General features: G+C 67.2%; 21 protein-coding genes and 1 other RNA gene. 6 read left to right on the top strand and 16 right to left on the bottom strand.

Features of this window, described 5'->3' with window-relative positions; all coding sequences use genetic code 11:
• Positions 1-82: 82 nt before the first annotated feature.
• Both ACQ4L4_RS11630 and glf read right to left on the bottom strand, forming a co-directional pair.
• Positions 83-955: a hypothetical protein gene (locus tag ACQ4L4_RS11630; protein WP_431104386.1), complete on the bottom strand. Its 873-nt coding sequence runs from the start codon at positions 953-955 to the stop codon at positions 83-85.
• A 7-nt stretch (positions 956-962) separates the two neighbouring features.
• Positions 963-2,066 carry a UDP-galactopyranose mutase gene (glf, locus tag ACQ4L4_RS11625; RefSeq protein ID WP_431104385.1) on the bottom strand — a complete coding sequence of 368 codons (1,104 nt, stop codon included), beginning with the start codon at positions 2,064-2,066 and terminating at the stop codon, positions 963-965.
• 187 nt (positions 2,067-2,253) lie between these two features.
• Between glf and ACQ4L4_RS11620 the strand changes: the two genes are divergently transcribed.
• The gene (locus ACQ4L4_RS11620; protein WP_431104384.1) at positions 2,254-3,387 is read left to right on the top strand and encodes a glycosyltransferase; all 1,134 of its coding nucleotides are present in this window, start codon (positions 2,254-2,256) and stop codon (positions 3,385-3,387) included.
• A 58-nt stretch (positions 3,388-3,445) separates the two neighbouring features.
• Here ACQ4L4_RS11620 and ACQ4L4_RS11615 read toward each other — a convergent pair whose 3' ends face one another.
• The 13 genes from ACQ4L4_RS11615 to gyrA all read right to left on the bottom strand — a co-directional run bounded on the left by ACQ4L4_RS11615 (position 3,446) and on the right by gyrA (position 19,742).
• Positions 3,446-4,540 carry a glycosyltransferase family 2 protein gene (locus tag ACQ4L4_RS11615; protein WP_431104383.1) on the bottom strand — a complete coding sequence of 365 codons (1,095 nt, stop codon included), beginning with the start codon at positions 4,538-4,540 and terminating at the stop codon, positions 3,446-3,448.
• 10 nt (positions 4,541-4,550) lie between these two features.
• Positions 4,551-5,264 (bottom strand): glycosyltransferase, encoded by a 714-nt coding sequence (locus tag ACQ4L4_RS11610; protein WP_431104924.1) that lies wholly within the window; start codon positions 5,262-5,264, stop codon positions 4,551-4,553.
• A 119-nt stretch (positions 5,265-5,383) separates the two neighbouring features.
• Entirely contained in the window at positions 5,384-6,541 is a 1,158-nt protein-coding gene (gene lapB / locus ACQ4L4_RS11605; protein ID WP_431104382.1) for a lipopolysaccharide assembly protein LapB, read from the bottom strand.
• On the bottom strand, positions 6,531-6,830 hold the full coding sequence (locus tag ACQ4L4_RS11600; protein WP_377153591.1) for a LapA family protein: 300 nt from the start codon (positions 6,828-6,830) through the stop codon (positions 6,531-6,533). The genes lapB and ACQ4L4_RS11600 overlap by 11 nt, the downstream gene beginning before the upstream one ends.
• 177 nt (positions 6,831-7,007) lie before the next feature.
• Positions 7,008-7,583, bottom strand: coding sequence for an O-acetyl-ADP-ribose deacetylase (locus ACQ4L4_RS11595; protein WP_431104922.1), 576 nt, complete (start codon positions 7,581-7,583; stop codon positions 7,008-7,010).
• A 1,083-nt stretch (positions 7,584-8,666) separates the two neighbouring features.
• On the bottom strand, positions 8,667-8,981 hold the full coding sequence (locus tag ACQ4L4_RS11590; RefSeq protein WP_067282544.1) for an integration host factor subunit beta: 315 nt from the start codon (positions 8,979-8,981) through the stop codon (positions 8,667-8,669).
• Between the two features lie 173 nt (positions 8,982-9,154).
• Positions 9,155-10,840, bottom strand: a complete 1,686-nt coding sequence (rpsA, locus tag ACQ4L4_RS11585; RefSeq protein ID WP_377161851.1) for a 30S ribosomal protein S1 — start codon at positions 10,838-10,840, stop codon at positions 9,155-9,157.
• 208 nt (positions 10,841-11,048) lie between these two features.
• Positions 11,049-13,070 (bottom strand): bifunctional 3-phosphoshikimate 1-carboxyvinyltransferase/cytidylate kinase, encoded by a 2,022-nt coding sequence (locus tag ACQ4L4_RS11580; protein ID WP_431104381.1) that lies wholly within the window; start codon positions 13,068-13,070, stop codon positions 11,049-11,051.
• 48 nt (positions 13,071-13,118) lie between these two features.
• Positions 13,119-14,009: a prephenate dehydrogenase gene (locus ACQ4L4_RS11575; RefSeq protein WP_431104380.1), complete on the bottom strand. Its 891-nt coding sequence runs from the start codon at positions 14,007-14,009 to the stop codon at positions 13,119-13,121.
• A gap of 33 nt (positions 14,010-14,042) precedes the next feature.
• Positions 14,043-15,203 (bottom strand): prephenate dehydratase, encoded by a 1,161-nt coding sequence (gene pheA, locus ACQ4L4_RS11570; RefSeq protein ID WP_431104379.1) that lies wholly within the window; start codon positions 15,201-15,203, stop codon positions 14,043-14,045.
• Entirely contained in the window at positions 15,196-16,323 is a 1,128-nt protein-coding gene (gene serC, locus ACQ4L4_RS11565) for a 3-phosphoserine/phosphohydroxythreonine transaminase (protein WP_431104378.1), read from the bottom strand. The genes pheA and serC overlap by 8 nt, the downstream gene beginning before the upstream one ends.
• A 108-nt stretch (positions 16,324-16,431) precedes the next feature.
• On the bottom strand, positions 16,432-17,049 hold the full coding sequence (locus tag ACQ4L4_RS11560) for a DUF2059 domain-containing protein (protein ID WP_377153602.1): 618 nt from the start codon (positions 17,047-17,049) through the stop codon (positions 16,432-16,434).
• Positions 17,050-17,054: 5 nt separating this feature from the next.
• Positions 17,055-19,742, bottom strand: a complete 2,688-nt coding sequence (gene gyrA / locus ACQ4L4_RS11555) for a DNA gyrase subunit A (RefSeq protein WP_431104377.1) — start codon at positions 19,740-19,742, stop codon at positions 17,055-17,057.
• 259 nt (positions 19,743-20,001) lie between these two features.
• On the opposite strand from gyrA, the gene ompA reads away from it, so the two are divergent.
• The 5 genes from ompA to ACQ4L4_RS11530 all read left to right on the top strand — a co-directional run bounded on the left by ompA (position 20,002) and on the right by ACQ4L4_RS11530 (position 24,207).
• Positions 20,002-20,652 (top strand): outer membrane protein OmpA, encoded by a 651-nt coding sequence (gene ompA / locus ACQ4L4_RS11550; protein WP_431104376.1) that lies wholly within the window; start codon positions 20,002-20,004, stop codon positions 20,650-20,652.
• A gap of 171 nt (positions 20,653-20,823) precedes the next feature.
• Positions 20,824-21,525, top strand: a complete 702-nt coding sequence (ubiG, locus tag ACQ4L4_RS11545) for a bifunctional 2-polyprenyl-6-hydroxyphenol methylase/3-demethylubiquinol 3-O-methyltransferase UbiG (protein ID WP_377153607.1) — start codon at positions 20,824-20,826, stop codon at positions 21,523-21,525.
• Positions 21,522-22,229: a phosphoglycolate phosphatase gene (gph, locus tag ACQ4L4_RS11540; RefSeq protein ID WP_431104375.1), complete on the top strand. Its 708-nt coding sequence runs from the start codon at positions 21,522-21,524 to the stop codon at positions 22,227-22,229. The genes ubiG and gph overlap by 4 nt, the downstream gene beginning before the upstream one ends.
• A 133-nt stretch (positions 22,230-22,362) precedes the next feature.
• Positions 22,363-22,736: a transfer-messenger RNA gene (ssrA, locus tag ACQ4L4_RS11535) on the top strand.
• A 172-nt stretch (positions 22,737-22,908) separates the two neighbouring features.
• Complete coding sequence (locus ACQ4L4_RS11530) at positions 22,909-24,207, top strand: tyrosine-type recombinase/integrase (protein ID WP_431104374.1); 1,299 nt, start codon at positions 22,909-22,911, stop codon at positions 24,205-24,207.
• 776 nt (positions 24,208-24,983) lie between these two features.
• Here ACQ4L4_RS11530 and ACQ4L4_RS11525 read toward each other — a convergent pair.
• Positions 24,984-25,118, bottom strand: coding sequence for a hypothetical protein (locus tag ACQ4L4_RS11525; RefSeq protein ID WP_431104373.1), 135 nt, complete (start codon positions 25,116-25,118; stop codon positions 24,984-24,986).
• Between the last annotated feature and the right edge of the window lie 57 nt (positions 25,119-25,175).

Raw genomic sequence — 25,175 nt, 5'->3', positions numbered from 1 at the left:
CGCAGGTCGGCGCCGGACGCGATGCGCCGGCCCCGGCCAGGGGATCGATGGGAGGAAGCGGCGATTGTGCCGGAGTCGCGGCTCAGCTCGATTCGTCGAGCCAGGCCGTCACGACGCGCGCGGCGCGCCGCTTCCAGCGGATCCACTTGTTGGGCGTTTCCCGCGCGACGAACGTGCGGTGGTACCACGGGCCGTTCACCAGTCCGGGCGCTTCCCGGGCAATCAGGTCCATGCTGGCCTGGCGCAGGATCTGGCGTTCCTGCCACGCGGTGCGGCCGTTGCGGTAGACCTTGCCGCCGCTGGTCACCGGGCGGCGGTGGCTGGCCATCACCGCGTCCAGCAGCACCGTGCGGGTCTGGCCGCGCAGCTGTTGCAGCGTCGGGATCAGGAAGCGGTCCAGCCCCCAGGACGAGACGTTGTCCTGGTAGTACGCGCGCGCCGCCATGAACAGGTCGCCGCGGTAGAAGGGCATCATCACCTCGACCCAGTCCACCTCGCGGTAGATGCGGTTGGGCTGGTGCCGCATCCACTGGTGCGAGTACGGGCTGTCGTGGCTCAGCGAGGGCGAGAACACGTCCAGGCGCTCGGCGCGCCCCAGGTGCAGGGCGGTGTTGAGCTGGCTGACCGACAGCAGGATGTCGTCGTCGATCATGCCGACGTACTCCGGCCAGGGGCCGGCGCCGGCATCCTCCGCCGTGGCGGCAAGGTGATCGGACAGGTGCTTGAAGATCTCGCCCTTGCACTCGGTCTTCGCCGCGAGCACGGTCGTCGGCTGGCCGCGCAGCAGGCGCGCACCGGCGGCTTGCCGGCCGGTGTAGTCGAACAGGATCCAGTCGAACTCGGGCGAGGCGTCCAGGTGGACCAGGCTCAGCGGTTCGCTCGTGCCGTCCCAGGACACCAGCACGACGGGGCGCCGGATCGCGGGCGGCGTCCGGTCTTCGGAATAAACGCTCATCCCGCCATTATGTTGGCGGCGTCTCCAGCAGGTCCTGGGCCGTCTTCAGGGCGGCGGCCACGATCTGGTCCATGTTGTAGTAGCGGTATTGCGCCAGCCGGCCGACGAAGGTGACGCCCTGGGCCTGCTCGCCCATCTCGGCGTACTTCTTGAAGAGCGCCTCGTTCTCGGGGCGCGGCACCGGGTAGTACGGATCGCCCTCGGCCTGCGGGTACTCGCGCACGATGGAGGTGCCCGCATGCGTCTCGCCGGTCAGGTGCTTGAACTCGGTGATGCGGGTGTACGCGTGGTCGTTCGGGTAGTTGACCGTGCCCACCTGCTGGACCTGCGCGGTCGCCGGCAGGTGCTCGTGGTCGAAGCGCAGGCTGCGGTAGGGCAGGGCGCCGTGGCAGTGGCCGAAGTAGGCGTCGATCGGGCCGGTGTAGATGATGTGCGCGCCGGGGAAGTCGCCGCGGACCTCCTGGAAATCGACGCCGGTGCGGACCGTGATGCCCGGATGGTCGAGCAGCCGCTCGAACATCGCCGTGTAGCCGTCCGCCGGCATGAACTGGAAGGTGTCGCTGAAGTAGCGGTCGTCGTCGTTGCTGCGCGTCGGGATGCGCGCCGCGACGCCGGCCGACAGCTGCGACAGGTCCAGCCCCCATTGCTTGCGCGTGTAGCCGCGGAAGAACTTGTCGCACAGGTCGCGGCCGACGCTGTTCAGCACCACGTCCTCGCTGGTCTGGATCGGGTCGCGCGGCTCGCGCACCGTCTCGAGGTAGCCCTGCACCTCGTCCTCGGTCAACGACAGGCCGTAGAGCGTGTTGATCGTGGTGCGGTTGATGGGGATGGGCACCAGCTGCTCGCCGACCTTGGCCAGCACGCGATGCTCGTAGAAGCGCCAGGTGGTGAAGCGCGACAGGAACTCGAAGACCTTCTTCGCGTTCGTGTGGAAGATGTGCGGCCCGTACGGATGGATCAGCACGCCGTGGGCGTCGCGCTCGTCGTAGGCGTTGCCGCCGATGTGGGGGCGCTTGTCGATCAGGTGGACGGTCTTGCCGGCATCCGCCAGCACGCGCGCGCAGACCGAGCCGGCAAAGCCGGCGCCGACGATCAGGTAATCAGTCTTCATGGTCGAGCCCGGTGGGCTGTCTCCTGCTTTCAATTCGTTCGGATTGTGATCTCCGCTGCGGCCGCGATGCTCCGGAACAACCCAGCTTTAGCGGGGCTTCTCAGCGCCCAGCCGACCGTCTTGAGCAGCCGTCGTGCCCGCGGTGTTCCTCGCCGGTAACCGAACGTGCCCCGCATACACTGCCGCGATGTCTGAGATTTCCCCGAGCGGCCCGGCGGCGCCCGAGCGCCGCCGCGTGCTGCACTTCGTGACCGGCGGCTTCTCCGGCGCCACGCAGGTGGCGGTCGATCTGTGCCTGGCGCAGCTGAAGAGCGAGCGCATCGCGCCCATCCTGGTCCTGCGCCGCAAGATGCGCACCGAGAACGCCACCAAGCTGGCCCGCATCCAGGCGCTGCGTGAGCAGGGCCTGCCCGTGTACGTCGTGCCCGGCTGGGCGCACCTGGCGACGATCTGGGCGCTGCGTCGCCTCTGCGAACAGTTGCGCCCCGACGTGCTGATGGCGCATGGCTTTCCCGAACACCTGCTGGGCCGTCGCGCCGGGCGCCTGGCCGGCGTGCCGCTGCTGGTGCAGGTCGAGCACAACTCGCGTGAGCGCTACACGCGCTGCAAGCGCGCGCAGGCGCGTCGGCTGAGCGAGGTCAGCGCGCGGCTGGTCGGCGTGTCGGAGGGCGTTCGAAGACGCCTGGTCGACCTGGGCATGCCGGCAGAGAAGACCACGGCGATTCCGAACGGCATCCGGCTGGATCGCTTCGCCGCCGCCGACGAGCGTCCGGTCGAGCGCCGCGAGCCTGGCATCGTGATGTCGGCGCGCTTTGCGCGGCAGAAGGATCCGCAGACGCTGATCCGCGCGCTGGCGCTGCTGCGCGAGCGCGGCCTGCGGCCGGTGCTGCACCTGGCCGGCGGCGGCAAGGAGGCCTACCGGCGCGCCACCGAGCGCCTGACCCGGCAACTGGGCCTGGACGACCAGGTGCGCTTCCTGGGGCATCACGGCGACATCCCGGGCCTGCTGATGAGTCAGCAGATCTTTGTGCTGTCGACGCATTGGGAAGGGATGCCGCTGGCGCTGCTGGAGGCGATGGCGGCGGGCTGCGCCTGCGTGGCGTCGTTGGTGCCCGGCGTCGAAGGCGTGATCGAGGACGGGCGCACCGGCCTGCTCGTCCCGGAGGCGGATCCGGCGGCGCTGGCCGGCGCGCTGGAGCGGCTGCTGCGCGATCCGCCGCTGGCCGGACGGCTCGGCGCCGCGGCGCGTGCGCGGGCGATCGAGGAGCACGGCGTCGACCTCATGATGCGGCGCTACGAGGACATGCTGCTGGCGCTCTGAGATCGAAGGGCGGCGCGGGCCGGTTTCGTCCGGCCGCGCGGCGGCGTGATCGCCCGCCTCAGGCCGTGGCGGCGCTGCGCTGGTCCTCGGCGCGACGCAGCCAGTAGCGCAGGCGCATCGCGCGGATGAACCAGCCCCGACGCTTGTAGGCGCGGTCCAGTTCGCGCAGCGGGATCGGCGACGCTTCCTCGAAGGCCTGGCGGAACATCGCCACCATGCCCGCGCAGCCGCCGGGTTGCGCCTTGTCGGCCATGCGCGAGGCGCCGATGAAGTTGCGCGCCGCGAAGTGCGCCCAGGCGAAACGCGCCGCATCGTCCAGCGGCGCTCCGAGCGCCGCGTCGCGCAGGTTCGCGAGCGCATGGGCCAGGTGCTCCGCCTTGGTCATGTTGGGCGTGCTCAGGATGGAGCCGGCCCGCTGGCGGTAGGCCACCCACACTTCCGGCTCGTACCACGAGCTCTCGGCGAGCAGCGCCAGCAAGGGCGTGGTCGCCATGTCCTCGAAATAACGGCCGACCGGGAAGCGCACCTGTTCGCCCCAGACGCTGCGCCGCGCGATCTTGGACCAGCTGTGCATCTGGCCCGCCTCGAACAGGCCGTGGATCAGCAGCGACGGATCGCGCAGCAGCTGGCGTTTCGGACCGGCGAAGGTGCGCCGATGCAGTTCGCCGCGCAGCCGGTGCTTGAGCTTCATCCGCTCGCGCAGCATGAAGAAGTCGCACAGCACCAGCGCCGGCGCGTGCCCCTGGACCACCTGCCGCAGTCGCGGGATCGCGCCGGGCATCAGGTAGTCGTCGGAGTCGAGGAACCACACGTACTCGCCGCGGGCCTCCTGCAGCATGGTGTTGCGTGCGCCGGAGAGTCCCTGGTTCTGCCCGTGGAAAAGGCCCCGCACGCGCACCGGGCCGTCGGCGTGCGCCGCGACCAGCGTGCGCACGAGCTCGTCGGACCCGTCGGTGGAGCAGTCGTCCACCATCAGCACCTCGACGCCGGCATCCGCTTGCGAGAGGACGGAGTCCAGGCACTCGCGCAGGTAGTCCTTGACGTTGTGCACGGGAATGAGCACGGACAGCCAGGGCGTCGCCCCACCGGCCGGGCTCGCAGTGTCCTGGGCCTGCCGGTCGGGTGAGGGTGTGGACGGAAGGGGGCCGTTCATGCTGCGTGGCTCACTCGTGCCAGTGATCGGCGATCCACGGCGCCGGTTTCGGACGGCGCCAGTTGCCGTTGCTGCGGCCGGCCAGTGCGTCGGGCGGGTTCATGACGCCGTGGAAGATCAGGATCCGCGCGCCGTCGGGGATGAAGGGCGCCTGGAAGTAGTTCATCGGCCAGCGCGGGATGCTGTGGTACTTGAAGCTCGCGCACCAGCGGTCGTCCCAGTACTTCAGCAGGCCCTTGCGATGCATCTCGTCGGACAGGTAGGCCTGCTCGTTGCGGAACTGCTGGCGGATCGCGTCGAACTCGCGCCGGAACTTGACCAGCACCTCCGGGTGCGCGCCCAGCGTGAAGCGGTAGACCGAGGAGTTGCCCGTGATGCGCCAGGGGCGCTTCCAGTCATGGATGATGAGGAACTCGCCGGGCTCCTCGAAGAAGGGCGTGATGTTGTCGACGATCACCACGTCCAGGTCGAGGAACAGCGCCGTGCCGCGCAGGCCGTACTTCTGCACGAGGTCGTCGCTGAAGGTCGTCAGCTTGGTCCAGCCGCGCTCCGGGCTGCCGGGCGGCAGGTCCAGCGGCGGGATCGGCAGGCATTCGACCTCGGCACGCACGCCCTCGCCGCGATCGGTCAGGCAGACGAAGCGGAAGTCGCCGCGCAGGTGCCGGCGCACCATCGCGTACAGGCGGTTGACGTACTCTGGGCCGTACTTCGTGCCCCACTTCATGCACAGGATGACGCGGTCGCCGGACGCGGGGACAGGTGTTGCCGGGGTGCCGGCCGGTGCATTGGCCGGCGTGTGGGCCGCCGGGGCCGGAGCGGAGCTCATCGGGGTGGTCATCAGTGTCAGAGCTCTTCGACGTGGCGGGGCGGATAACTGTCCCAGCTGAGGCAGCCCGGGCATTGCCAGAAATAGTGTTGCGACTCGAAGCCGCAGGCGGCGCAGCGGTAGCGCTGCAGCGGCCGCACGGCGCGTTGCAGCGCGGTGCCGACCAGTTGGGCCTCGTCGTCGTTGAGCGGCTGCTGGCGCGTCTGGCTCTGCTGCAGCAACTGCGTCGCGGCCGACAGGGCCGGCTCGACGCGCAGGTGCTCGGTCAGGCGGCGGCGCTGCGCGTCGGGCGCGGGCTCCAGCAGCGCGATGGCCTGCAGCAGCGCCATGCTCGGATGGCGGCGGTACTGGGCCTCGATCAGCGCCAGCGCCTGCGCCACCGTGCCGGTGGCCTGCGCGCCTTGCGCATAGTCGCGCGCGACGAGGTTGAAGGCGTCGGGGTTGGCCCTCAGCAGGTCGCCGTAGAGGCCCATCGCACCGGCCTGGTCGCCCTGGCGCGCCAGCATCTGGCCGAGCAGCACGTAGGCCCGCGCCGATTGCGGTGCACGTTCGCGGGCCTGGTCCAGCCAGCGGCGCGCCTGCGGCTCGTCCTGACGGGCCTGGGCTTCCAGCGCCAGTTCGCACCAGTAGTTGGCGATGCGGCTCGCGAAGCTGCCGGTGCCGGCCGCCTCGAGCTGCTCGGAGACTTCGGCCGCCTTCGCCCACTCGCGCGAGCGCTCGTACAGCGACAGCAGCGCCAGCGCGGCCTCGTGGTCGAAGGCCGTGCCCTTGAGCGCCTCGTAGGCGGACTCCGCGCGGTCGAACAGCCCGGCCTTGAAGAAGTCCTGCGCCAGCGCATACTGCGCGCGATCGCGCTCGGACTTCGGCAGGTCGCCGCGCGACAGCAGATGCTGGTGCACGCGCACGGCGCGCTCGTATTCGCCGCGGCGGCGGAACAGGTTGCCCAGCGCGAAGTGCAGCTCGGAGGTGTCGGGGTCGGCCTGCACCGCTTCGATGAAGGCGTCGATGGCCTTGTCCTGCTGCTCGTTCAGCAGCAGGTTCAGGCCTTTGAAGTAGGCGCGCGGGGCGTCGCGCTGTTCGCGCTTCCATTGGCGTGCGTCCAGCTTGGACGCGAGCCAGCCCAGTCCGAAGACCAGGGGCACGCCGATCAGCAGCCAGCTGAGATCAAATTCCATCGGGGATCTTGGGGTCGTTGGCGGTCGCGGTCGCCGAGGGAGGCGGCAGGTCGTCCGCCGGAGGGAGCGATCGCGCGGCGGCGCGCTTGTGACGCCACCAGGCCGGGACCATCGCCAGCACGCCGAAGGCGCAGCCCATCCCGAAGGTGAGCAGCACCACGATCACCAGCGGAGCGCGCCAGGACTGGCCGAAGAACCAGTGCACGACGACCTCCTGGCTGTTGTTCAGCGCGAAGGCGAAGAGACAGAAGAACAGGAATGCTCGGAAGAGCCAGACCAGGATTCGCATGGGGGGCGATTCTAGGCGCGTGCGGAGTACGCCATGACCGATGGCAGGGCGAGTTAACCCCTGCATACATTCGGCCATCGATCGACGAGCGTTCCTACCCCGGGCCTGGATCAGGCGGCGCTTGAAATCTCCGTGCCGCGCGTGCCTGGCGGGTCATCGACGGGCCGGCCTGCAAGGTCACGCTGGCAGCTTGTCCAGTTCCTGCAAGTAGAGTTCGAGATGCCTGTCGGAGGAGCAGCAGAAGATCACCTCCTTGATCGACGTCGATTTGGTCAGGAAGTCGGTCACCGTGCGCACCGCGATCTGGGCGGCTTCCGGCGCAGGGAATCCGTACGAGCCTGTGCTGATGCACGGGAAGGCCACGCTGCGAGCGCCTTTCCTGGACGCCTCTTCCAGGGAGCGGCGGTAGCAACTGGCGAGCAGACTGGCCTCGTCATGGCGGCCGTTCTGCCATTTCGGTCCCACGGTGTGCACGACGTACAGCGCCGGAAGGAGGAAGGCGCGGGTGACCTTGGCGTCGCCGGTGTCGCAGCCGCCCAGCGGCTTGCAGGCTTTGAGCAGCTCCTTTCCAGCTGCCTGGTGGATGGCGCGATCGACACCCCCTCCGCCCAGCAAAGAGGGCTTGGCGGCATTGACGATGACATCGACCGGCAGTGTGGTGATGTCCGCGCGAATGGCCTGAAGCTTGGTCTGCGCCGGTGTCTGCGAGGCTTCGCCACTGACCGCGCTTGCCGAGGCCGGATCCTCGCGCAGCGCAGAGGCGCCGCCGGACATGCGCCGGGCGGCTGTCGGTTGGCCCCGCCTTGTCAGCGCCAGTGCGAGATGGTTGAACGCAACCAGCGTCGTGAGGTGACGCGATTCGAAAATGTCGACGTTGCGGTAGGCCCGCACCTCCGCGCACTTGTTGAAAACAAAGTCGTTGAGGTCGTCGATGCTGGGTTCATCCCCCCGCTTCAGGCGGCGGTAGGCCGACAAGGCCACGGCCATCAGGGCGGAGGCGTGATCGTCCGCGCACTGGAAAGCGACGGCCTCGCCGTCGCCCTGAGCTTGATCATCAATCGCCTTCACGAGATCCAGCATCCGCTGGGGGGTGACGGGGTCATGGGGATCCATGGGCGCCGCCTGCAGTCGTCGAACCCGCTGCGTGCGCGCCGTGTTGGCGTCCTGACCGGCGCGCAGCAACGACACCTCAAAGTTCGCCTCCGCGTGGCTCCCCGAGGTCGGATTCGCGTTGGCTGCCCGCTCGAAATCCACACGATAACGAGCCGCGCCCCACGTGGTTGTCCCGCGATTCATGCAATGCCCCTGCCGCTTCTCTGGCGCGTCCAGGTCGACCAGGCAGGAAACCCGGTTGCTGATGCAGGCGTCGGCCCAGGCCACGGCCTCCGCGAACCCTGGAGGTCTCATGAGGATGAGGCGGTCCGCCGGCAGCAGATTGGCATGAAGATGGATGCACCCTCCGGGCATCTCGAAGTCCGGCTTCAGCAGCGTCGACTCGCACACCGGCGGCGCCGTGGCGTCACGGCCCCCGGGTATGACCTGGCGCTCCCTCGTTCCTTGGAACTGCAGGTGGTTGAGTTCGCGGTACAGCGCCTCGCCGACCTCCCGATGTCGCTCGAGGTCGCGGTGAAGCGGCTGCGATTTCTTCAGGAAATCGGCAGTGTTGGAGGCGCTCGGGGGCGAGTCGAAGACCGTCTTCAGGAGTTGCAGCATGAGCCCGGGCCGACGAGTCCGGCACTGGAGGTTGGATGATGCAAATCAGTGGGCGCCTGCCGGTGCATCGTTCGAAAAAAAAGCGCCGCGGAACGCGGCGCTTCTGTTCGAGCGGTGAGGCGCTCAGGCGGCCTGCTGGTCGTCGTCCGTGACGGGCAGTTGCGCGTCGACGGCTTCGCGCAGGGCCTTGCCCGGCTTGAAGTGGGGCACCAGCTTCTCGGGGATCAGCACCTGCTCGCCGCTGCGCGGATTGCGGCCCATGCGCGGCGGACGGCGGTTGATCGAAAAGCTCCCGAAGCCGCGGATCTCGATGCGGTGGCCGCGGGCCAGCGCGTCGGACATCGCGTCCAGGATGGTCTTGACCGCGAACTCGGTGTCTCGTTGCGTGAGCTGGCCGAAGCGCTCGGACAAGTGGGCCACCAGGTCGGATCGGGTCATGGTCGTCGGCATCTGAAGAAAAACAGGCTCGCTGCGGAGCGAGCCTGTCGAAGCGCTTGTGCGTCGATTTGGCGTCTGGGAAACAGGCTAACTCAGCCCGCCTCCAGCCAGAACAAGGGATTCTCTTGAGACCGGGCGCGACGCTTGCGCGCCACGCCCGACGTTCAAGAAGATCAGCCGTTGTTCTGGTTGTCCAGCTTGGCGCGCAGTAGGGCGCCCAGGCTGGTCGTGCCGGCGTTCTCACGCTCGTTGTTCTGCGACAGACGCTGCATGGCTTGCTGTTCGTCGGCGCTGTCCTTGGCCTTGATCGACAGCTGGATGCTGCGCGACTTGCGGTCGACGTTGACGATCACGGCGGAGACTTCGTCGCCTTCCTTCAGCACGTTGCGGGCATCTTCCACGCGGTCGCGGCCGATTTCCGAAGCACGCAGGTAGCCGGTGACTTCCTCGCCCAGGTCGATCTCGGCGCCACGGGCGTCGACGGTCTTGACCTTGCCGGTCACGATCATGCCGCGGTCGTTGACCGAGACGAAGGTCGTGAACGGGTCGCCGTCCAGCTGCTTGATGCCCAGCGAGATGCGCTCGCGCTCGACGTCCACGGCCAGAACGATGGCGTCGACTTCCTGGCCCTTCTTGTAGTTGCGGACGGCGGTTTCACCCGGCTCGTTCCACGACAGGTCGGACAGGTGCACCAGGCCGTCGATGCCCTGGGCCAGGCCCACGAACACGCCGAAGTCGGTGATCGACTTGATCGGGCCCTTGACGCGGTCGCCGCGCTTGACGTTCTCGGCGAACTCTTCCCACGGGTTGGCGCGGCACTGCTTCATGCCCAGCGAGATGCGACGCTTGTCTTCGTCGATCTCCAGGACCATGACTTCCACTTCGTCGCCCAGCGAGACGACCTTGGAGGGCGCCACGTTCTTGTTGGTCCAGTCCATTTCGGAGACGTGCACCAGGCCTTCGATGCCGGGTTCGATCTCGACGAACGCGCCGTAGTCGGCGATGTTCGTGACCTTGCCGAACAGGCGGGTGTTGGCCGGGTAGCGGCGCGACACGCCGAACCACGGATCGTCGCCCAGCTGCTTCAGGCCCAGCGAGACGCGGTTCTTCTCGGCGTCGAACTTCAGGACCTTGGCGGTCAGTTCCTGACCGACCGTCACCACTTCGCTCGGGTGACGGACACGGCGCCAGGCCATGTCGGTGATGTGCAGCAGGCCGTCGATGCCGCCCAGGTCCACGAACGCACCGTATTCGGTGATGTTCTTGACCACGCCGTTGACGATGGCGCCTTCGGTCAGCGTCTCCAGCAGCTTGGCGCGCTCTTCACCCATCGAAGCCTCGACCACCGCGCGACGCGACAGCACAACGTTGTTGCGCTTGCGGTCCAGCTTGATGACCTTGAACTCCATGGTCTTGCCCTCGAACGGGCTCATGTCCTTCACCGGGCGGGTGTCGAGCAGCGAACCGGGCAGGAAGGCGCGGATGCCGTTGACCAGGACGGTCAGGCCGCCCTTGACCTTGCCGGAGACGGTGCCGGTCACGAACTCGCCGGATTCCAGCGCGTTCTCCAGCGACAGCCACGAGGCCAGACGCTTGGCCTTGTCGCGCGACAGGATGGTGTCGCCGTAGCCGTTTTCGATGGCGTCGATCGCCACCGAGATGAAATCGCCGACTTGGACTTCGACTTCGCCCTGGTCGTTCTTGAATTCCTCGACCGGCACGTAGGCTTCAGACTTCAGGCCGGCATTCACCACCACGAAGTTGTGCTCGATGCGGACCACTTCGGCCGAGATGACCTCGCCGGTGCGCATGTTGGCCTTCTGCAGCGATTCCTCGAACAGGGCGGCGAAAGATTCCATTTGGGACATGTGAGATTTCCTTGCCAGGCACAGAGCGTCCGGCGGCTTGAGCACTGACAAGTGACTCAGGCAGCCTGATCCGAGAGGTGCGTGGGCGTGTGTTGCAAGCGGACTTGCGGGTTAGGTTGTCGAACGCGTCACCCCCAGTGGACTGACGTCCGGAGGGAGGGGTGACGCTCCTGATTGCGCTCGACCCTTCCGGCGAGGGTCAGGCCTTGAACGGGCGCCGTTCGTTCCACCAGCTCAGCACCAGGTCACGGGATTCCCCGATGGTCTGCTGCGAGTTGTCCAGCTCGATCGCGTCCGCGGCGGCCTGCAGCGGGGAGGCGCTGCGACCCTTGTCGCGTGCGTCCCGCGCTTCAAGATCAGCGCGCAAGCTTTCGATATTAGCCGAAATGCCCTTGGAAATCAATTGCTTGTAGCGTCGCTCGGCCCGTGTGGCGGCACTCGCGGTCAGGAAGACTTTCAGGGGAGCGGCGGGGAAGATCGCGGTGCCCATGTCGCGTCCGTCGGCGACCAGCCCGGGCAGCCGGCGGAAGTCGAGTTGCAGCTGATGCAGCGCGCGGCGCACCGCCGGGTGGGCGCCGACCTGCGACGCCATCAGGCCGGTCGCTTCCTGGCGCAGGTCGCCGGAGACGTCCTCGTCGTCGAGCAGCACGCGGCCGGATTCGAACTTCAGGTCCAGCGTCGGGACGATGGCCGCCACGGCCTCGCCGTCGTCCAGCGAGATGCCCTTGCGCGACGCCGCCAAGCCCGTCACCCGGTACAGCGCGCCCGAATCCAGGACGTCGTAGCCCAGGGCCTGGGCGACCTCGTCCGTCAGCGTGCCCTTGCCGGAGGCCGTCGGACCGTCGATGGTGATGACGGGGATGTCCTCGACGTTCGCGCGGACGACGCCGAACAGCGTCTCGAAGTAGTCCGGGAAGGTCTTGGCGACGCATTGCGGATCGAGGATGCGAACCGGCACGGCCACGCCTTGCCGATCGTCCTGCAGCCCGTTGAACGCGGCCAGCGAGAAACACATCGCCACGCGGTGGTCGTCATAGGTGTGGATTGCCGCCGGCTTCCAGGCCTTCAGCGGGTGGACCCGCAACCAGTCGGAACCTTCCTCCACCTGCGCGCCAAGCTTGCCCAGCTCCGCGACCATCGCGGCGATGCGGTCCGTCTCCTTGACGCGCCAGGACGCGATGTTGCGCAGCGTCGTCGGGCCGTCGGCGTAGAGCGCCATCACGGCCAGCGTCATCGCGGCGTCGGGGATGTGGTTGCAGTCGAGGTCCAGCGCCTTCAGCGGCCAGGCGCCGCGACGGACCTCGAGCCAGTTCGGACCGATCTCGACGCGCGCGCCCATCGCCTGGGCGGCCTCGACGAAGCGGACGTCGCCCTGCACCGAGGTCGAGCCGACGCCCTCGATGCGCAGCGGCGCATCGGTCGCCGCGATCGCGCCGAGCGCGACGAAGTAGGACGCCGAGGACGCGTCGCCCTCGACGTGCACTTCGCCCGGCGAGCGGTAGCGGCTGCCGGCGGGAATGACGAAGCGCTGCCAGTCTTCGTCACGGCGGACGTGCACGCCGAAGCGCGCCAGCAGTTCGAGCGTGATGTGGACGTAGGGCTTGGAGATCAGCTCGCCGGTGACTGCGATGACGACGTCGTTCGCGCTCACCAGTGGCAGCGCCAGCAGCAGGGCGGTGAGGAACTGGCTGGACACGTCGCCGCGCACGCGCACGGGCGCGTCGAGCGTCAGCGTGGCCGGGCCGTTCAGGCGCAGCGGCGGATACCCTTCCTGGCCGAGGCAGTCGATCGGGCAGCCCAATGCGCGCAGCGCGTCGACGAGGTCGCCGATCGGACGCTCATGCATGCGGGGCACGCCGGAGAGCTCGAACGTGCCGCCCTGCGTCGCGGCCAGCAGCGCCAGCGCCGCCGTCAGCGGCCGCATGGCAGTGCCGGCATTGCCGAGGAACAGCTTGGCCGCTGTCGTCCGGAGCGTCCCGCCGATGCCGGTCACCGACAGCACGCCGTCGGCGCCCGTCTCGAGCCGGCAGCCAAGCTCGCGCAACGCGGCGAGCATGACCTTCGTGTCGTCCGAATCCAGCAGGTCGTGGACGCGCGTGACGCCGTCGGACAGCCCGGCCAGCAGCAGCACGCGGTTGGAGATGCTCTTGGAGCCGGGCAGCGACACGGTGCCCGCGGCGCCGCGCAGCGGGGGCAGGTCCAGGAAGGGGATCTTGTACATGGCGCTGTCGCGGCACGCGCGACGTGCCGGCGGAGAGGGGAAGGAGGTTTACTTGGACTTCGACGACGACGGCGCGGGGGCGCCGAGCTGCCACTGCGCGCGACCCTCGGAGGCCTGACGGATCATCGCCTCCAGCGCATGGGCGTCGCCCTCGCGGATGGCCTGCTCCATCTGGTCCAGCACTTCGCGGAAACGCTGCGATTGCGTCAGCAGGTCCTGCTTGTTGGCGATCAGGATGTCGCGCCAGATGGTGGGATCACTCGCGGCGATGCGGGTGAAGTCGCGGAAGCCGGGGCCGGCCAGGCTGAGGAAGTCGCGGCCCGACGGCTGCTTCTGCACCGAGCTGAAGTACGCGTAGGCCAGCAGGTGCGGCAGGTGGCTGACCGCGGCGAAAGCCTCGTCGTGGTGGTGCGGCGCCATCTTGAGCACCTGGCAGCCCAGCGCCGACCAGAGGTCCGTCGCCTTCTGCACCATCTCCGGCTTGGTCTGTTCCAGCGGCGTCAGGATGACCTGGCGACCCTGGTACAGCGCCGCGTCGGCATGCTGCACGCCGGCGCTCTCCTTGCCGGCGATCGGGTGCGCGGGCACGAAGCTCGAGAACTGCTTGCCCAGCGCGCGCTTGGCCGCGTCGACCACGTCGCTCTTGGTCGAGCCCACGTCCATCAGCAGCACATCGGCGCGCACCAGATGGCGGATCGCCTTGAGCGTCGACTCGGTGGCCGCCACCGGCACGGCGATCAGCACGATGTCCGAGCCGGACACGGCCAGCAGCGCCGATTCCGCGGCGATGTCGATCACGCCCATGCGACGGGCGGTCTCGGTCGTGGACGGGCTCTTGCTGTAGCCGACCACCCGGCGCACGAGGCCGGCTTTCTTCATGGCCAGCGCAAACGATCCGCCCATCAGGCCGCAACCGATCACGCCGAGTTGGTTGTACATCGCGAGAAACCTCTTTCGCTCAGGGCGTCAGCGTCAGGACTTCAGCGGGTAGGCGCCGATGACCTTGTAGAACGCGCACAGCTCCCGCAACTCCGCCAGTGCGGCCGCGACATGCGGCTGCGACGGATGACCGTCCAGGTCGATGTAGAAGTAGTACTCCCACTGACCGGTGCGGGCCGGGCGCGATTCCAGGCGTGTCATCGACACGCCATGCTTCTTCAAAGGAACCAGCAGATCATGCATCGCGCCGGGGCGGTTCGCCACGGAGACGATGAGGCTGGTGCAGTCCCGCCCCGTAGCCGGGGGGGTGGCCATGGTCTGCGGCAGGCAGATCACGGCGAAACGGGTCCGGTTGTACGCCTCGTCCTGTACCGCGTGCGCGGTGATGTGCAGGCCGAAGAGCGTCGCCGCGCGCTCGCTGGCGATCGCGGCGTAGGCCGGGTTCTCGGCGGCCAGGCGGGCGCCCTCGGCGTTGCTGGAGACGGCGCGGCGCTCGGCGTTGGGCAGGTGCTTGGACAGCCAGTTCTGGCACTGCGCCAGCGCCTGCGGGTGGGCCAGCACGGCTTCCACGCCCTGCAGCGTGTTCTCCTTGCGCAGCAGGTTGTGGCGGATCAGCAGGCTGACCTCGCCGACCACGTGCGTGGGCGTGTGCAGGAACAGGTCAAGCGAGCGCGTCACCACGCCCTCGGTCATGTTCTCGACGCCGACGACGCCGTACTGCGCGCTGCCGGAGGCGGTCGCGTGGAAGACCTCGTCGAAGCTGTTGCAGTAGATGAGGTCGGCGGCGCCGCCGAAGTACTCGATCGCGGCCTGCTCGCAGAAGGTGCCGAACGGCCCCAGCACGGCGACGCGCTGCGGCGATTCCAGCGCCAGGCAGGCGGACATGATCTCGCGCCAGATCGCGGCGACGTGCTCGCCCTTGAGCGGGCCGGGATTGGCGCCCCTGATCTTGGCGATGACCTGCGCGACTCGGTCGGGGCGGAAGAAGGGCGTGCCGTCGCGGCGCTTGATCTCGCCGACCTGTTCGGCGACATGGGCGCGCTGGTTCAGCAGCGTCAGCAGCTGCGAGTCGAGCGCGTCGATCTGGTCGCGCAGCGCGAGCAGTTCCGGATCGGCCACCGGCGCCGGAGGCACGGGGGTGCCGGCCGGCTCGAGCGGCTCAGGCGGCGTGGAAGGGGTCGGCGTGTCAGCCATGTCGGGTCTCGAAATCCTTGAGGTGGCTTACCAGGGCTTGAACGCCCTCCAGCGGCATCGCGTTGTAGATCGATGCCCGCATGCCGCCCACCGACTTGTGGCCTTTGAGTTGCAGCAGTCCGCGTTCCCTGGCGCCGGCCAGGAAGGCGTCGTTCAGACGCTCGTCGCGGAGGAAAAACGGAACGTTCATCCGCGAGCGGCAATGCGCCGCCACGCGGTTTTCATACAGCGAGGAGCCGTCCAGCGCCTGATAGAGCAGGGCGGCCTTGTCGATGTTGCGCTGCTCGATCGCCGCCAGGCCGGTCTTGCCGCCGTACTCGAAGCGCTTGAGCCATTGGAAGACGAGGCCGGCGACGTAGATGCCGAAGGTCGGCGGCGTGTTGTACATCGACTCGGCCTCGGCCACGATCTTGTAGTCGAACGCGGACGGGCAGATCGGCAGCGCATGGCCCAGCAGGTCCTCGCGGACGATGACCAGCGTCAGGCCGGCCGGGCCGATGTTCTTCTGCGCGCCGGCGAAGGCGATGCCGACCTTGGACCAGTCGACCGGGCGCGAGGCCACGTGCGACGAGAAGTCGATCGCCAGCGGCGCGTCGCAGCCCAGCGCGCGGAGGTCGGGCAAGGCCTGGAACTCGATGCCGTCGATCGTCTCGTTGGTGCAGACGTGGACGTAGGCGGCGTCCTTGCGCAGTTGCCAGGTCGACGGATCGGGGATGTCGAGGTAACGACCGCCGGCGGCGTCCAGCTCGGCGGCGTCCGCGGCGATCTTCACGTCGGCATAGCGCCTGGCCTCGCCGGCGCTCTTCTTCGACCACGAGCCGGTGACGACGACGTCGACGGCGCCGCCGCGCGACAGGTTCATCGGCAGGATGGCGTTCTCGCCCAGGCCGCCGCCCTGCATGAACAGGATGCGGAAGTTCGCCGGGACCTGCAGCAGCTCGCGCAGATCGGCCTCGGCGGCTTCATAGATCGAGAGGAATTCGCGGCCGCGATGGCTCATCTCCATGACGCTCATGCCGGAGCCGTGCCAGTCGAGCATCTCCTCGGCGACCAGGCTCAGGACCTCTTGAGGGAGGGCGGCGGGACCGGCGGAGAAGTTGAACGGGCGGACAGCTTGCATGGAGGCGCGGAGGGAGGACGCGGATGGCAGTGGCGATGACGGCGCGATCGGGAAGCGATCGAGCGGTCCGACGAGGGGCGGGCCCCTCGCCGGAAGGCGATGCCGGACTTACTTCTTCGGTGTCGTCGCGGGCTTGTTGGTGTTCAGCTTCGGTGCCGAGGCCGCGCCCGAGGGCGGCGGACCGGCTTCCAGGCCCAGCTGCTTGGCGATGTTCTGCTGCAGCGCGGTGAACTTCTCGTCGAGCTGCTTGCCGTTGTCGTCGATCAGCTTCTTCGTGTAGAGGCTCTGCAGTTCCTGCGAGGACTCGGCAAACTTCTTGCTCACCGGCGATTGCAGCCAGGCCAGCAGCTGCTTGAGTTCGTCCTCGGTGAACTTCTCGTCCAGCGCGACGCCCATCGTCGACGGGGCCAGCTTGATGCCCTTGTCGACCAGCGGCTTGGCGTTGTCTTCGAGGAACTTGCGCAGGTCGGCGTCGATCTGCTTGGCGGTGGCTTCGCGCTTGGCTTCCGGCACGTTGCGCAGCGCGGGCGCGGCCTTGGCGGCAAGTTCATTGACCGGACGGCTCAGCACGCCCATGGTCAGCGCCTCGATCGCGGGCCGCTGGATTTCCAGGACCTTCGCGATGACATCCTTCTTGGACTGCGGGCTGTCAGCCTTCTGCGCGAAGACGACGGGGCTCGCCAGCAGCGAGGCGGCGATGGCGCCGGCTTGGATGGACTTCAGCAACAAGGTCATTCCTTCACGTCGGGGGTGGAGTCGCCTGCGTCGCCCGTGGCGTCGCCGGCATCGGAACCGTCGGCGCCGGTGGCGTCCGCATCGGTCGATTCTGTCGATTCAACCGCATCGTTTTCCACGATGCGCTGCAGGCCCGAGAGCTTCGCGCCCTCGTCCAGCGAGATCAGGGTCACGCCCTGCGTGGCGCGGCCCAGTTCGCGGATCTCGGCAACCCGCGTGCGCACCAGCACGCCGGTGTCCGTGATCAGCATGATCTCGTCCTCGGGGCGGACCAGCGTGGCGGCCACGACCTTGCCGTTGCGCTCGCTCTGCTGGATCGCGATCATGCCCTTCGTGCCGCGGCCATGACGCGTGTATTCCGCGATGTTGGTGCGCTTGCCGTACCCGTTCTCGGTCGCGGTCAGCACGCTCTGCGTCTCGTCCTCGGCCACCAGCATGGCGATCAGGCGCTGGTCGGGCTCGAGCATCATGCCGCGCACGCCGCGGGCCTGACGGCCCATCGGGCGGACGTCGTCCTCGTCGAAGCGCACCGCCTTGCCGCCGTCGGAGAACAGCATCACGTCATGCTGGCCGTCCGTCAGCGCGGCGCCGATCAGGTAGTCACCCTCGTCCAGGTCGACGGAGATGATGCCGGCCTTGCGCGGGTTGCTGAAGTCCTTCAGCGAGGTCTTCTTGACCGTGCCCAGCGCGGTGGCGAAGAAGATGAAGTGGTCTTCGGGGAAGGTGCGGAACTCGCCGGTCAGCGGCAGGATGACGTTGATCTTCTCTTCCGGCTGCAGCGGGAACATGTTGACGATCGGCTTGCCGCGCGCGTTGCGCGAGCCTTGCGGCACTTCCCAGACCTTGAGCCAGTACACGCGGCCGCGGTTGCTGAAGCACAGCATCCAGTCGTGCGTGTTGGCGATGAAGAGCTGGTCGATCCAGTCGTCGTCCTTCGTGGCGGTGGCCTGCTTGCCGCGGCCGCCGCGGCGCTGCGCGCGGTACTCGCTCAGCGCCTGGCTCTTGATGTAGCCGGTGTGGGAGAGCGTCACCACCATGTCGGTCGGCGTGATCAGGTCCTCGGTGCCGAGTTCCTGGGCGTTGTGCTCGATCACGCTGCGGCGCGCGCCCAGCTTGGTCTGGCCGAATTCCTGGCGGACCGAGGCCAGCTCGTCGCCGATGATCGTCGTCACGCGGGCGGGCGTGGCCAGGATGTCGAGCAGGTCGGCGATCTGGGCCATCACGTCGCGGTACTCGCCGACGATCTTGTCCTGCTCCAGTCCGGTCAGGCGTTGCAGGCGCATCTGCAGGATCTCGCCGGCCTGGTCGTCGGACAGCTTGTACAGGCCGTCCTCCTGCATGCCGTACTGCGCGGGCAGGCCTTCCGGACGGTAGGCGTTGCGGCCGCCGGCGGTCTCGCCCTCGGCGCGCGACAGCATCTCGCGCACCAGCGACGAGTCCCAGGCGCGCGCCATCAGCTCGACCTTGGCGACCGGCGGGCTGGGGCTGCGCTTGATGATCTCGATGAAGTCGTCGATGTTGGCCAGCGCGACGGCCAGGCCTTCCAGCACGTGGCCGCGCTCGCGGGCCTTGCGCAGCTCGAAGACGGTGCGGCGGGTGACGACCTCGCGGCGGTGCTCCAGGAAGACCGTGATCAGGTCCTTCAGGTTGCACAGCTTGGGCTGACCGTCGATCAGCGCCACCATGTTCATGCCGAAGCTGTCCTGCAGCTGCGTCTGCTTGTACAGGTTGTTCAGGACGACTTCCGGGACCTCGCCGCGCTTGAGCTCGATCACCACGCGCATCCCGTCCTTGTCGGACTCGTCCTGGATGTGGCTGATGCCCTCGATCTTCTTTTCCTGGACCAGCTCGGCAATGCGCTCGAGCAGGGTCTTCTTGTTCACCTGGTAGGGGATCTCGTCGACGATGATCGCCTGGCGCTGGCCGCGGTCGATGTCCTCGAAGTGCACCTTCGCGCGCATCACCACCTTGCCGCGGCCGGTGCGGTAGCCCTCGCGCACGCCGCTCAGGCCGTAGATGATCCCGGAGGTCGGGAAGTCCGGCGCCGGGATGATCTCCATCAGCTCGTCGATCGAGCAGTCCGGATTCTTCAGCGAATGCAGGCAGGCATCCACGACCTCGTTGAGGTTGTGCGGCGGGATATTCGTCGCCATGCCGACCGCAATACCGGACGAACCGTTGATCAGCAGATTCGGCAGGCGGGCCGGCAATACCAGCGGTTCTTTCTCGCTGCCATCGTAGTTCGGACCGTAATCGACGGTTTCCTTGTCGATATCGGCCAGCATTTCATGGGCGATTTTCGACAGCCGGATTTCGGTGTATCGCATGGCGGCGGCGTTGTCGCCGTCGATCGAGCCGAAATTGCCCTGGCCGTCCACCAGCATGTGGCGCAGCGAGAAGTCCTGCGCCATCCGCACGATGGTGTCGTACACGGCGCTGTCGCCGTGCGGGTGGTACTTACCGATGACGTCGCCGACGATACGGGCCGACTTCTTGTAGGGCCGGTTCCAGTCGTTGTTCAGCTCGTGCATCGCGAAGAGCACGCGCCGGTGCACCGGCTTGAGGCCGTCGCGGGCGTCGGGCAGCGCGCGGCCGACGATCACGCTCATCGCGTAGTCGAGGTAGGAGCGGCGCATCTCCTCCTCGAGGCTGATCGGCAGGGTTTCCTTGGCGAACTGGGTCATGCGCGTGTGCCGCGCACGGAAGTGCACGGCCTCTGGAGAGATCGGAAGACGATGATTCTAATTGCGCCCGCTTGTCGTGCTTCTGCAACAGGTTCATGAACGGAAGTCGCCACTGCCGTGAGAATGCAGACGTCCTGTTGCCCTATGGCACAATCGGTTCGTCCCTAGGAGAAACCCTTGGTCGGGGAGACTCCTGAGGTTTTAGTTCCGACATTGGACGTTTCGCAGGGCAACTGCGGCTTTCCTTGAGAGGAGAATCATGAAGAAATTGAACCGCGTGGCAGCGCTCTTCGCTGTCGCCGCCGTCGCCACCTCGGGCGCTATGGCCCAAACCGTGGATAACTGGCGCGCTACGGATGGCACCGTTTGGAAGAACGGTACGAACGAGCTGTGCTGGCGCGATGCTTTCTGGACGCCGGCCACGGCTGCGAAGGACTGCGACGGCGCGCTGAAGCCGGTTGCTCAGGCCACCCCGGCCGCGGCGCCCGCCCCGGCTCCGGCGGCGAAGCCGTCGGCTCCGGTGGTTGCACCGGTGCCCGTCGCTCCGACGAGCGAGAAGGTCACGTACGCCGCTGACGCCTTCTTCGACTTCGACAAGTCGACGCTGAAGCCGGAAGCCAAGGCCAAGCTGGATGACCTGGTCTCCAAGACCGGTGGCATCAACCTGGAAGTGATCATTGCTGTCGGCCACACCGACGGCATCGGCTCTGACGCCTACAACCAGAAGCTGTCGGTTCAGCGTGCTGAATCGGTCAAGTCCTACCTGGTGTCGAAGGGTCTGGAAAAGAACCGCGTCTACACCGAAGGCAAGGGCAAGAAGCAGCCCATCGCCGACAACAAGACCGCGGAAGGCCGCGCCAAGAACCGCCGCGTCGAAATCGAAGTGGTCGGTACCCGCGCCGTCAAGTAAACGGTCCGAGGGCGACTTCGGTCGCCTCTCGACAAACCCCGCCAGCCGTCAGGCTTGCGGGGTTTTTTCATTGCGGCGTCATGCAGGGGGCGTGCCCGGGAGGGTGCATGGCGTGGGCAATCTGCGCGATGTCGGGCGGTGGCGCCGCGTTGCTCGGCTACCATTGCGCCCATGGCGAATGTCGATGCAAAAGAGCTCGAGAAGTTCAGCGAGCTGGCCCACCGCTGGTGGGATACCGAAAGTGAATTCAAGCCGCTGCACCAGATCAATCCATTGAGATTGAACTGGATCGACGGGCTGTGCGGCCTGCAAGGCAAGACGGCGCTCGACGTCGGCTGCGGTGGCGGCATCCTGGCCGATGCGATGGCGCGCAAGGGCGCCAACGTCCTGGGCATCGACCTGGCGACGAAGTCGCTGCGCGTGGCCGAGTTGCATGCGATGGAGGCCGGCACGGAGAACGTCGCCTACCAGGAGATCGCGGTCGAGGACCTGGCGGCACAGCGCCCGGCCTCCTTCGATGTCGTGACCTGCATGGAAATGCTGGAGCACGTGCCGGATCCCGCATCGGTCGTCACCGCGCTGGGGCAACTGGTGAAGCCGGGTGGCTGGGTCTTCCTGTCGACCTTGAACCGCAACGCGAAGTCCTTCCTCTTCGCGATCGTCGGCGCCGAGTACGTGCTTCGCATGCTTCCCGCCGGCACGCACGAGTACGCGCGCTTCATCCGTCCGTCGGAGCTGGCGCAGATGTGCCGCGATGCCGGTCTGGAAGTGCAGGGCGCCAAGGGGCTGACCTTCAATCCGCTCACGCAGCGGTATGCGCTGAATGCGGATACCGACGTGAACTACCTGCTGGCCTGCCGCCGTCCCGCATGAGCACGGCGATGCTGAACTCGCCGGTCGGCATGCCGGTGCGCACGACCATCCGGACGGTGCTGTTCGATCTCGACGGCACGCTGGTGGACAGCGCGCCTGATCTGGCGGGCGCGACGAACGAGATGCTGGTCGCGCGCGGCCTGCCCGAAGTGCCGTTCGAGCGACTGCGTCCGATGGTCGGCTCAGGTGCGCGCGGCATGATGGGGGTGGCGTTCGGCGTGTCCCCGATGGAGATGTCGTTCCCCGCGCTGCGCGACGAATTCTTCGATCGTTATGAGCAGCGCCTGCTGCGCGCGACCTTCCCGTTCGATGGCGTCGCCGCGATGCTGCAGTCGCTGTCGGACGACGGTCTGAGCTGGGGCATTGTGACCAACAAGTCCGAGCGTTTCGCGCTGCCGTTGACGCGAGGATTGGGCTGGGAGGCGCAGGCCGCGGCGGTCATCGGCGGCGACACGACGCCGCACAGCAAACCGCACCCCGCGCCGCTGCTCGAAGCGGCCAGACGTGCCGGCGTTGCGCCGCAGGAATGCATCTACGTCGGTGACGATGCGCGCGACATCCTGGCGGGTCGCGCGGCGGGCATGACGACGGTCGCGGTGCGTTGGGGCTACCTGGGTGATGGTGAGCCCATCGAGGCCTGGGGTGCGGACGTGGTGCTGGACACGCCGGCGCAGCTGATCGAGTGGCTCCGGGCGTCGCGCTGATGGCTCGCTGACGGCTTGTCGGGCACACGCCTGTCGAACTTCAGGAGGAGTCTTTGAAAGACTCTTTGATGAACTTGTCGAGATCGGGCTCTTGAAGTCTGGTCGGCAGGCATAATGTGAGACTTCTCTCTCTGGGGCCGACCTGGTTTCGACGTGGGTACGGATTTGGAGTAGGGCATGCCGAGGGCCAGGCACCTCGTAAATCCATCTGGAACAAACCAACTGCGAACGATCAAACGTACGCTCTCGCGGCTTAAACCCCGCGGACCTCTCACCGGTTGGCCAATGGGCCGGGTGACGGGACGCAAGTCCTGACACAGAGAGGTTATACACATTGGCTGGCTGTCATTCGTGCACCTTGGGTGACGGCGAGATTTAGGGTGCTGGCCCGTCCGGTAGCGTGCTCCTGCGCGACCGGGTAGGTGAGAACCAAATCAGAGAGCTAAGCATGTAGAACTGCCCGATGAAGGCTTGCGGACGCGGGTTCAATTCCCGCCGGCTCCACCATATATGAGTGTCATGACCGCTCATGACCTGCCAAGCGCCTAAGTGAATCAACCACTTAGGCGCTTTTTCTTTGGCACGTTGGCGCACAACCTCCCTTTACTTGGCACGCCACCCCGCACAACAATCCGCACAACAGCCCAATCGGGCAGCTGAATCTCAGGAGTTGTGCGGTATGCCGGGCGTGAATCTGTTGAGCGTGAAGGGCATTGAGGCTGCGCTGAAGCGCGCGGCCGCGGCCGGGAAGGCAGTGAGCGTTAACGATGGCGCCGGCTTGACGTTGGAGGCGCAGCCTTCAGGGGCGGGATGGTGGCGCCTGAGGTACTGGGTAGACGGCAAAGCAAACCGTCTCAGCCTCGGCACCTACCCGGACACCACGCTCGCATTGGCTCGACAGAAGCGCGACGAGGCAAGGCAAGGCCTTGCGGCCGGCAAGGATCCTGTGCAGGCGAAGCGCGCCCGCAAGGATGTGGCCACGGCCACCAGGTTACGCGCCCAGCTCGAGGCCGAAGGCAAACCGCTGCCAGGCTCCTTCGAGTTCGTGGCGCGCGAGTGGCTGGACAAGGTGCACCGAGTCAAGGTCAGCACCAGCCACGCCGACCGCACGCTCACTCGGCTCGTGAACGACGCCTTCCCGGCACTGGGCCGCCGTCCTATCGCCGACATCGATCCGCCCGAGCTCCTGCAGGCGCTCCGCAAGGTCGAGGCCCGCGGCGCGATCGAGACGGCGCATCGCCTCAAGGACGCTTGCGGCCAGGTGTTCCGCTACGGCGTAGCCACGGGCGTCTGTGGCCGGAACCCGGCGCAGGATCTGCGGGATGCGCTGCAGCCGGTCCAGACCAAACATCACGCCGCGTTGGTGGCGCCAACGGAAGTTGCGGCTCTCTTGCGCGACATGGCCGGCTACAGCGGTCACCCCGTAACGAAAGCTGCGCTGGCGCTCACGCCGCTGCTGCTGCTTCGACCAGGCGAGCTGCGTCAAATGCAGTGGGCCTGGGTCGACCTTGAGAAAGCGATGCTCACGGTTCCCGGAACGGTGATGAAGCGGCTCAAGGCTGACAAGACCGCCGGGCCTCCGCACCTTGTGCCGTTGGCTCGCCAGGCAATAGATGTGCTGCGCGAGTTGCAGCCGCTCACGGGGAGTGGGGCGTTTGTCTTCCCCGCCTTGACCACACGCCAGCGGTGCATGTCTGAGAACACGGTGCGAAGCGCGCTGCGGCGGATGGGCTATGGCAACGACGACATGACCGCCCACGGTTTCCGTGCGACCGCACGCACCTTGATCGCTGAGCGCCTTGGGATCGAGGACAAGATCGTCGAGGCCCAACTTGCACACGCGGTGAATGATGCGCTCGGCCGTGCGTACAACCGCACGCAATACCTGGAACAGCGTCGCGACATGCTTCAGCGGTGGGCCGACTACGTGGAGCGACTGCGAGCCGGCGGCGAAGTGATCGAACTCCGAAGCGCTTGAGCGGTTCTGGTACAGGCGCAATCAAGTGCTGGCGGGACGTCAGGCACCCGTCCATCGTCTTGCTCACTACGATACTTTGGAGGTCATTCTCACCTGCGTCGAACCACGTTTGCGCATGTACAGTTTGGACGTCTCACAACGACGATTCCAACTATCCCCGCAAGGGATCGATCTTCCGGCCATAGGCCCGCATCCCAGCGTCCGTGACGCTCAAACCGGCTAGGCCGGAAGCTAAGGGATGGAAAGGTGCGCCTGGGAGTTTGGCAGCGCCATACCCCAGAGAGTTCGCCGTAGCGCGACCGCAAGCACGACCAAGTAGAGCCCGCCGGAGTACCGCGCGGGCTCTTTTCATTTCCGCCTCAACCCAAATCCGTCTGGGATCACATCGCCCGCCCTGCGCAAGCTCGGTGGGCTATTTCATTTGAAAGCACGCACATGACTCACACGCAGAGCATCTCCGTGAAGGCCGCGCCGAATCGAGGCAACGCAATCAACCCTCAACCGCTGCAAGCACTGGATCTGCCAGACGCGCTCTTGCGCCTTGACACGCTCGCAGCTGCGACTGGGTTAAGCGTCTCAACCCTCTACCGCAAAGCGGCGGCGGGCGAGCTGCAGTTGGTCAAAATCGGAACCCGTTGCACCCGGGTGCGAGCGGCACATGCCCGCCACTTCATCGAGTCGCTCGGTCGCGCAGCATGACGTACCGCGCCGAGCCCACCGGCGTCATCGCCGGGTGCGTTGATCCCGACGCACTTGCCAGAAATGGGAAGGCCCGGTCAGCCGTTGCAGCGGCGCCGGGCCATCACGAAGTCGAACACCTCCATTCTCCACAGACGGACGCCGAGCACAAGGGTCTCCGGAATCTCCGCGACCTCCAAGCTCGATTCGCCCTGCTTGGTCTGGCTCTTCATCGAACCGACGAAGGCTTCCTGTTGGTCGACTCCGTCGGCCGAGCCCGCGAGCTGCGC

This window comes from Roseateles noduli, assembly GCF_050626985.1.
Classification (GTDB): Bacteria; Pseudomonadota; Gammaproteobacteria; order Burkholderiales; family Burkholderiaceae_C; genus Roseateles; species Roseateles noduli_A.
Note: the sequence above shows the minus strand (reverse complement) of the source record. Positions and strands in the feature narration are given on the sequence as shown.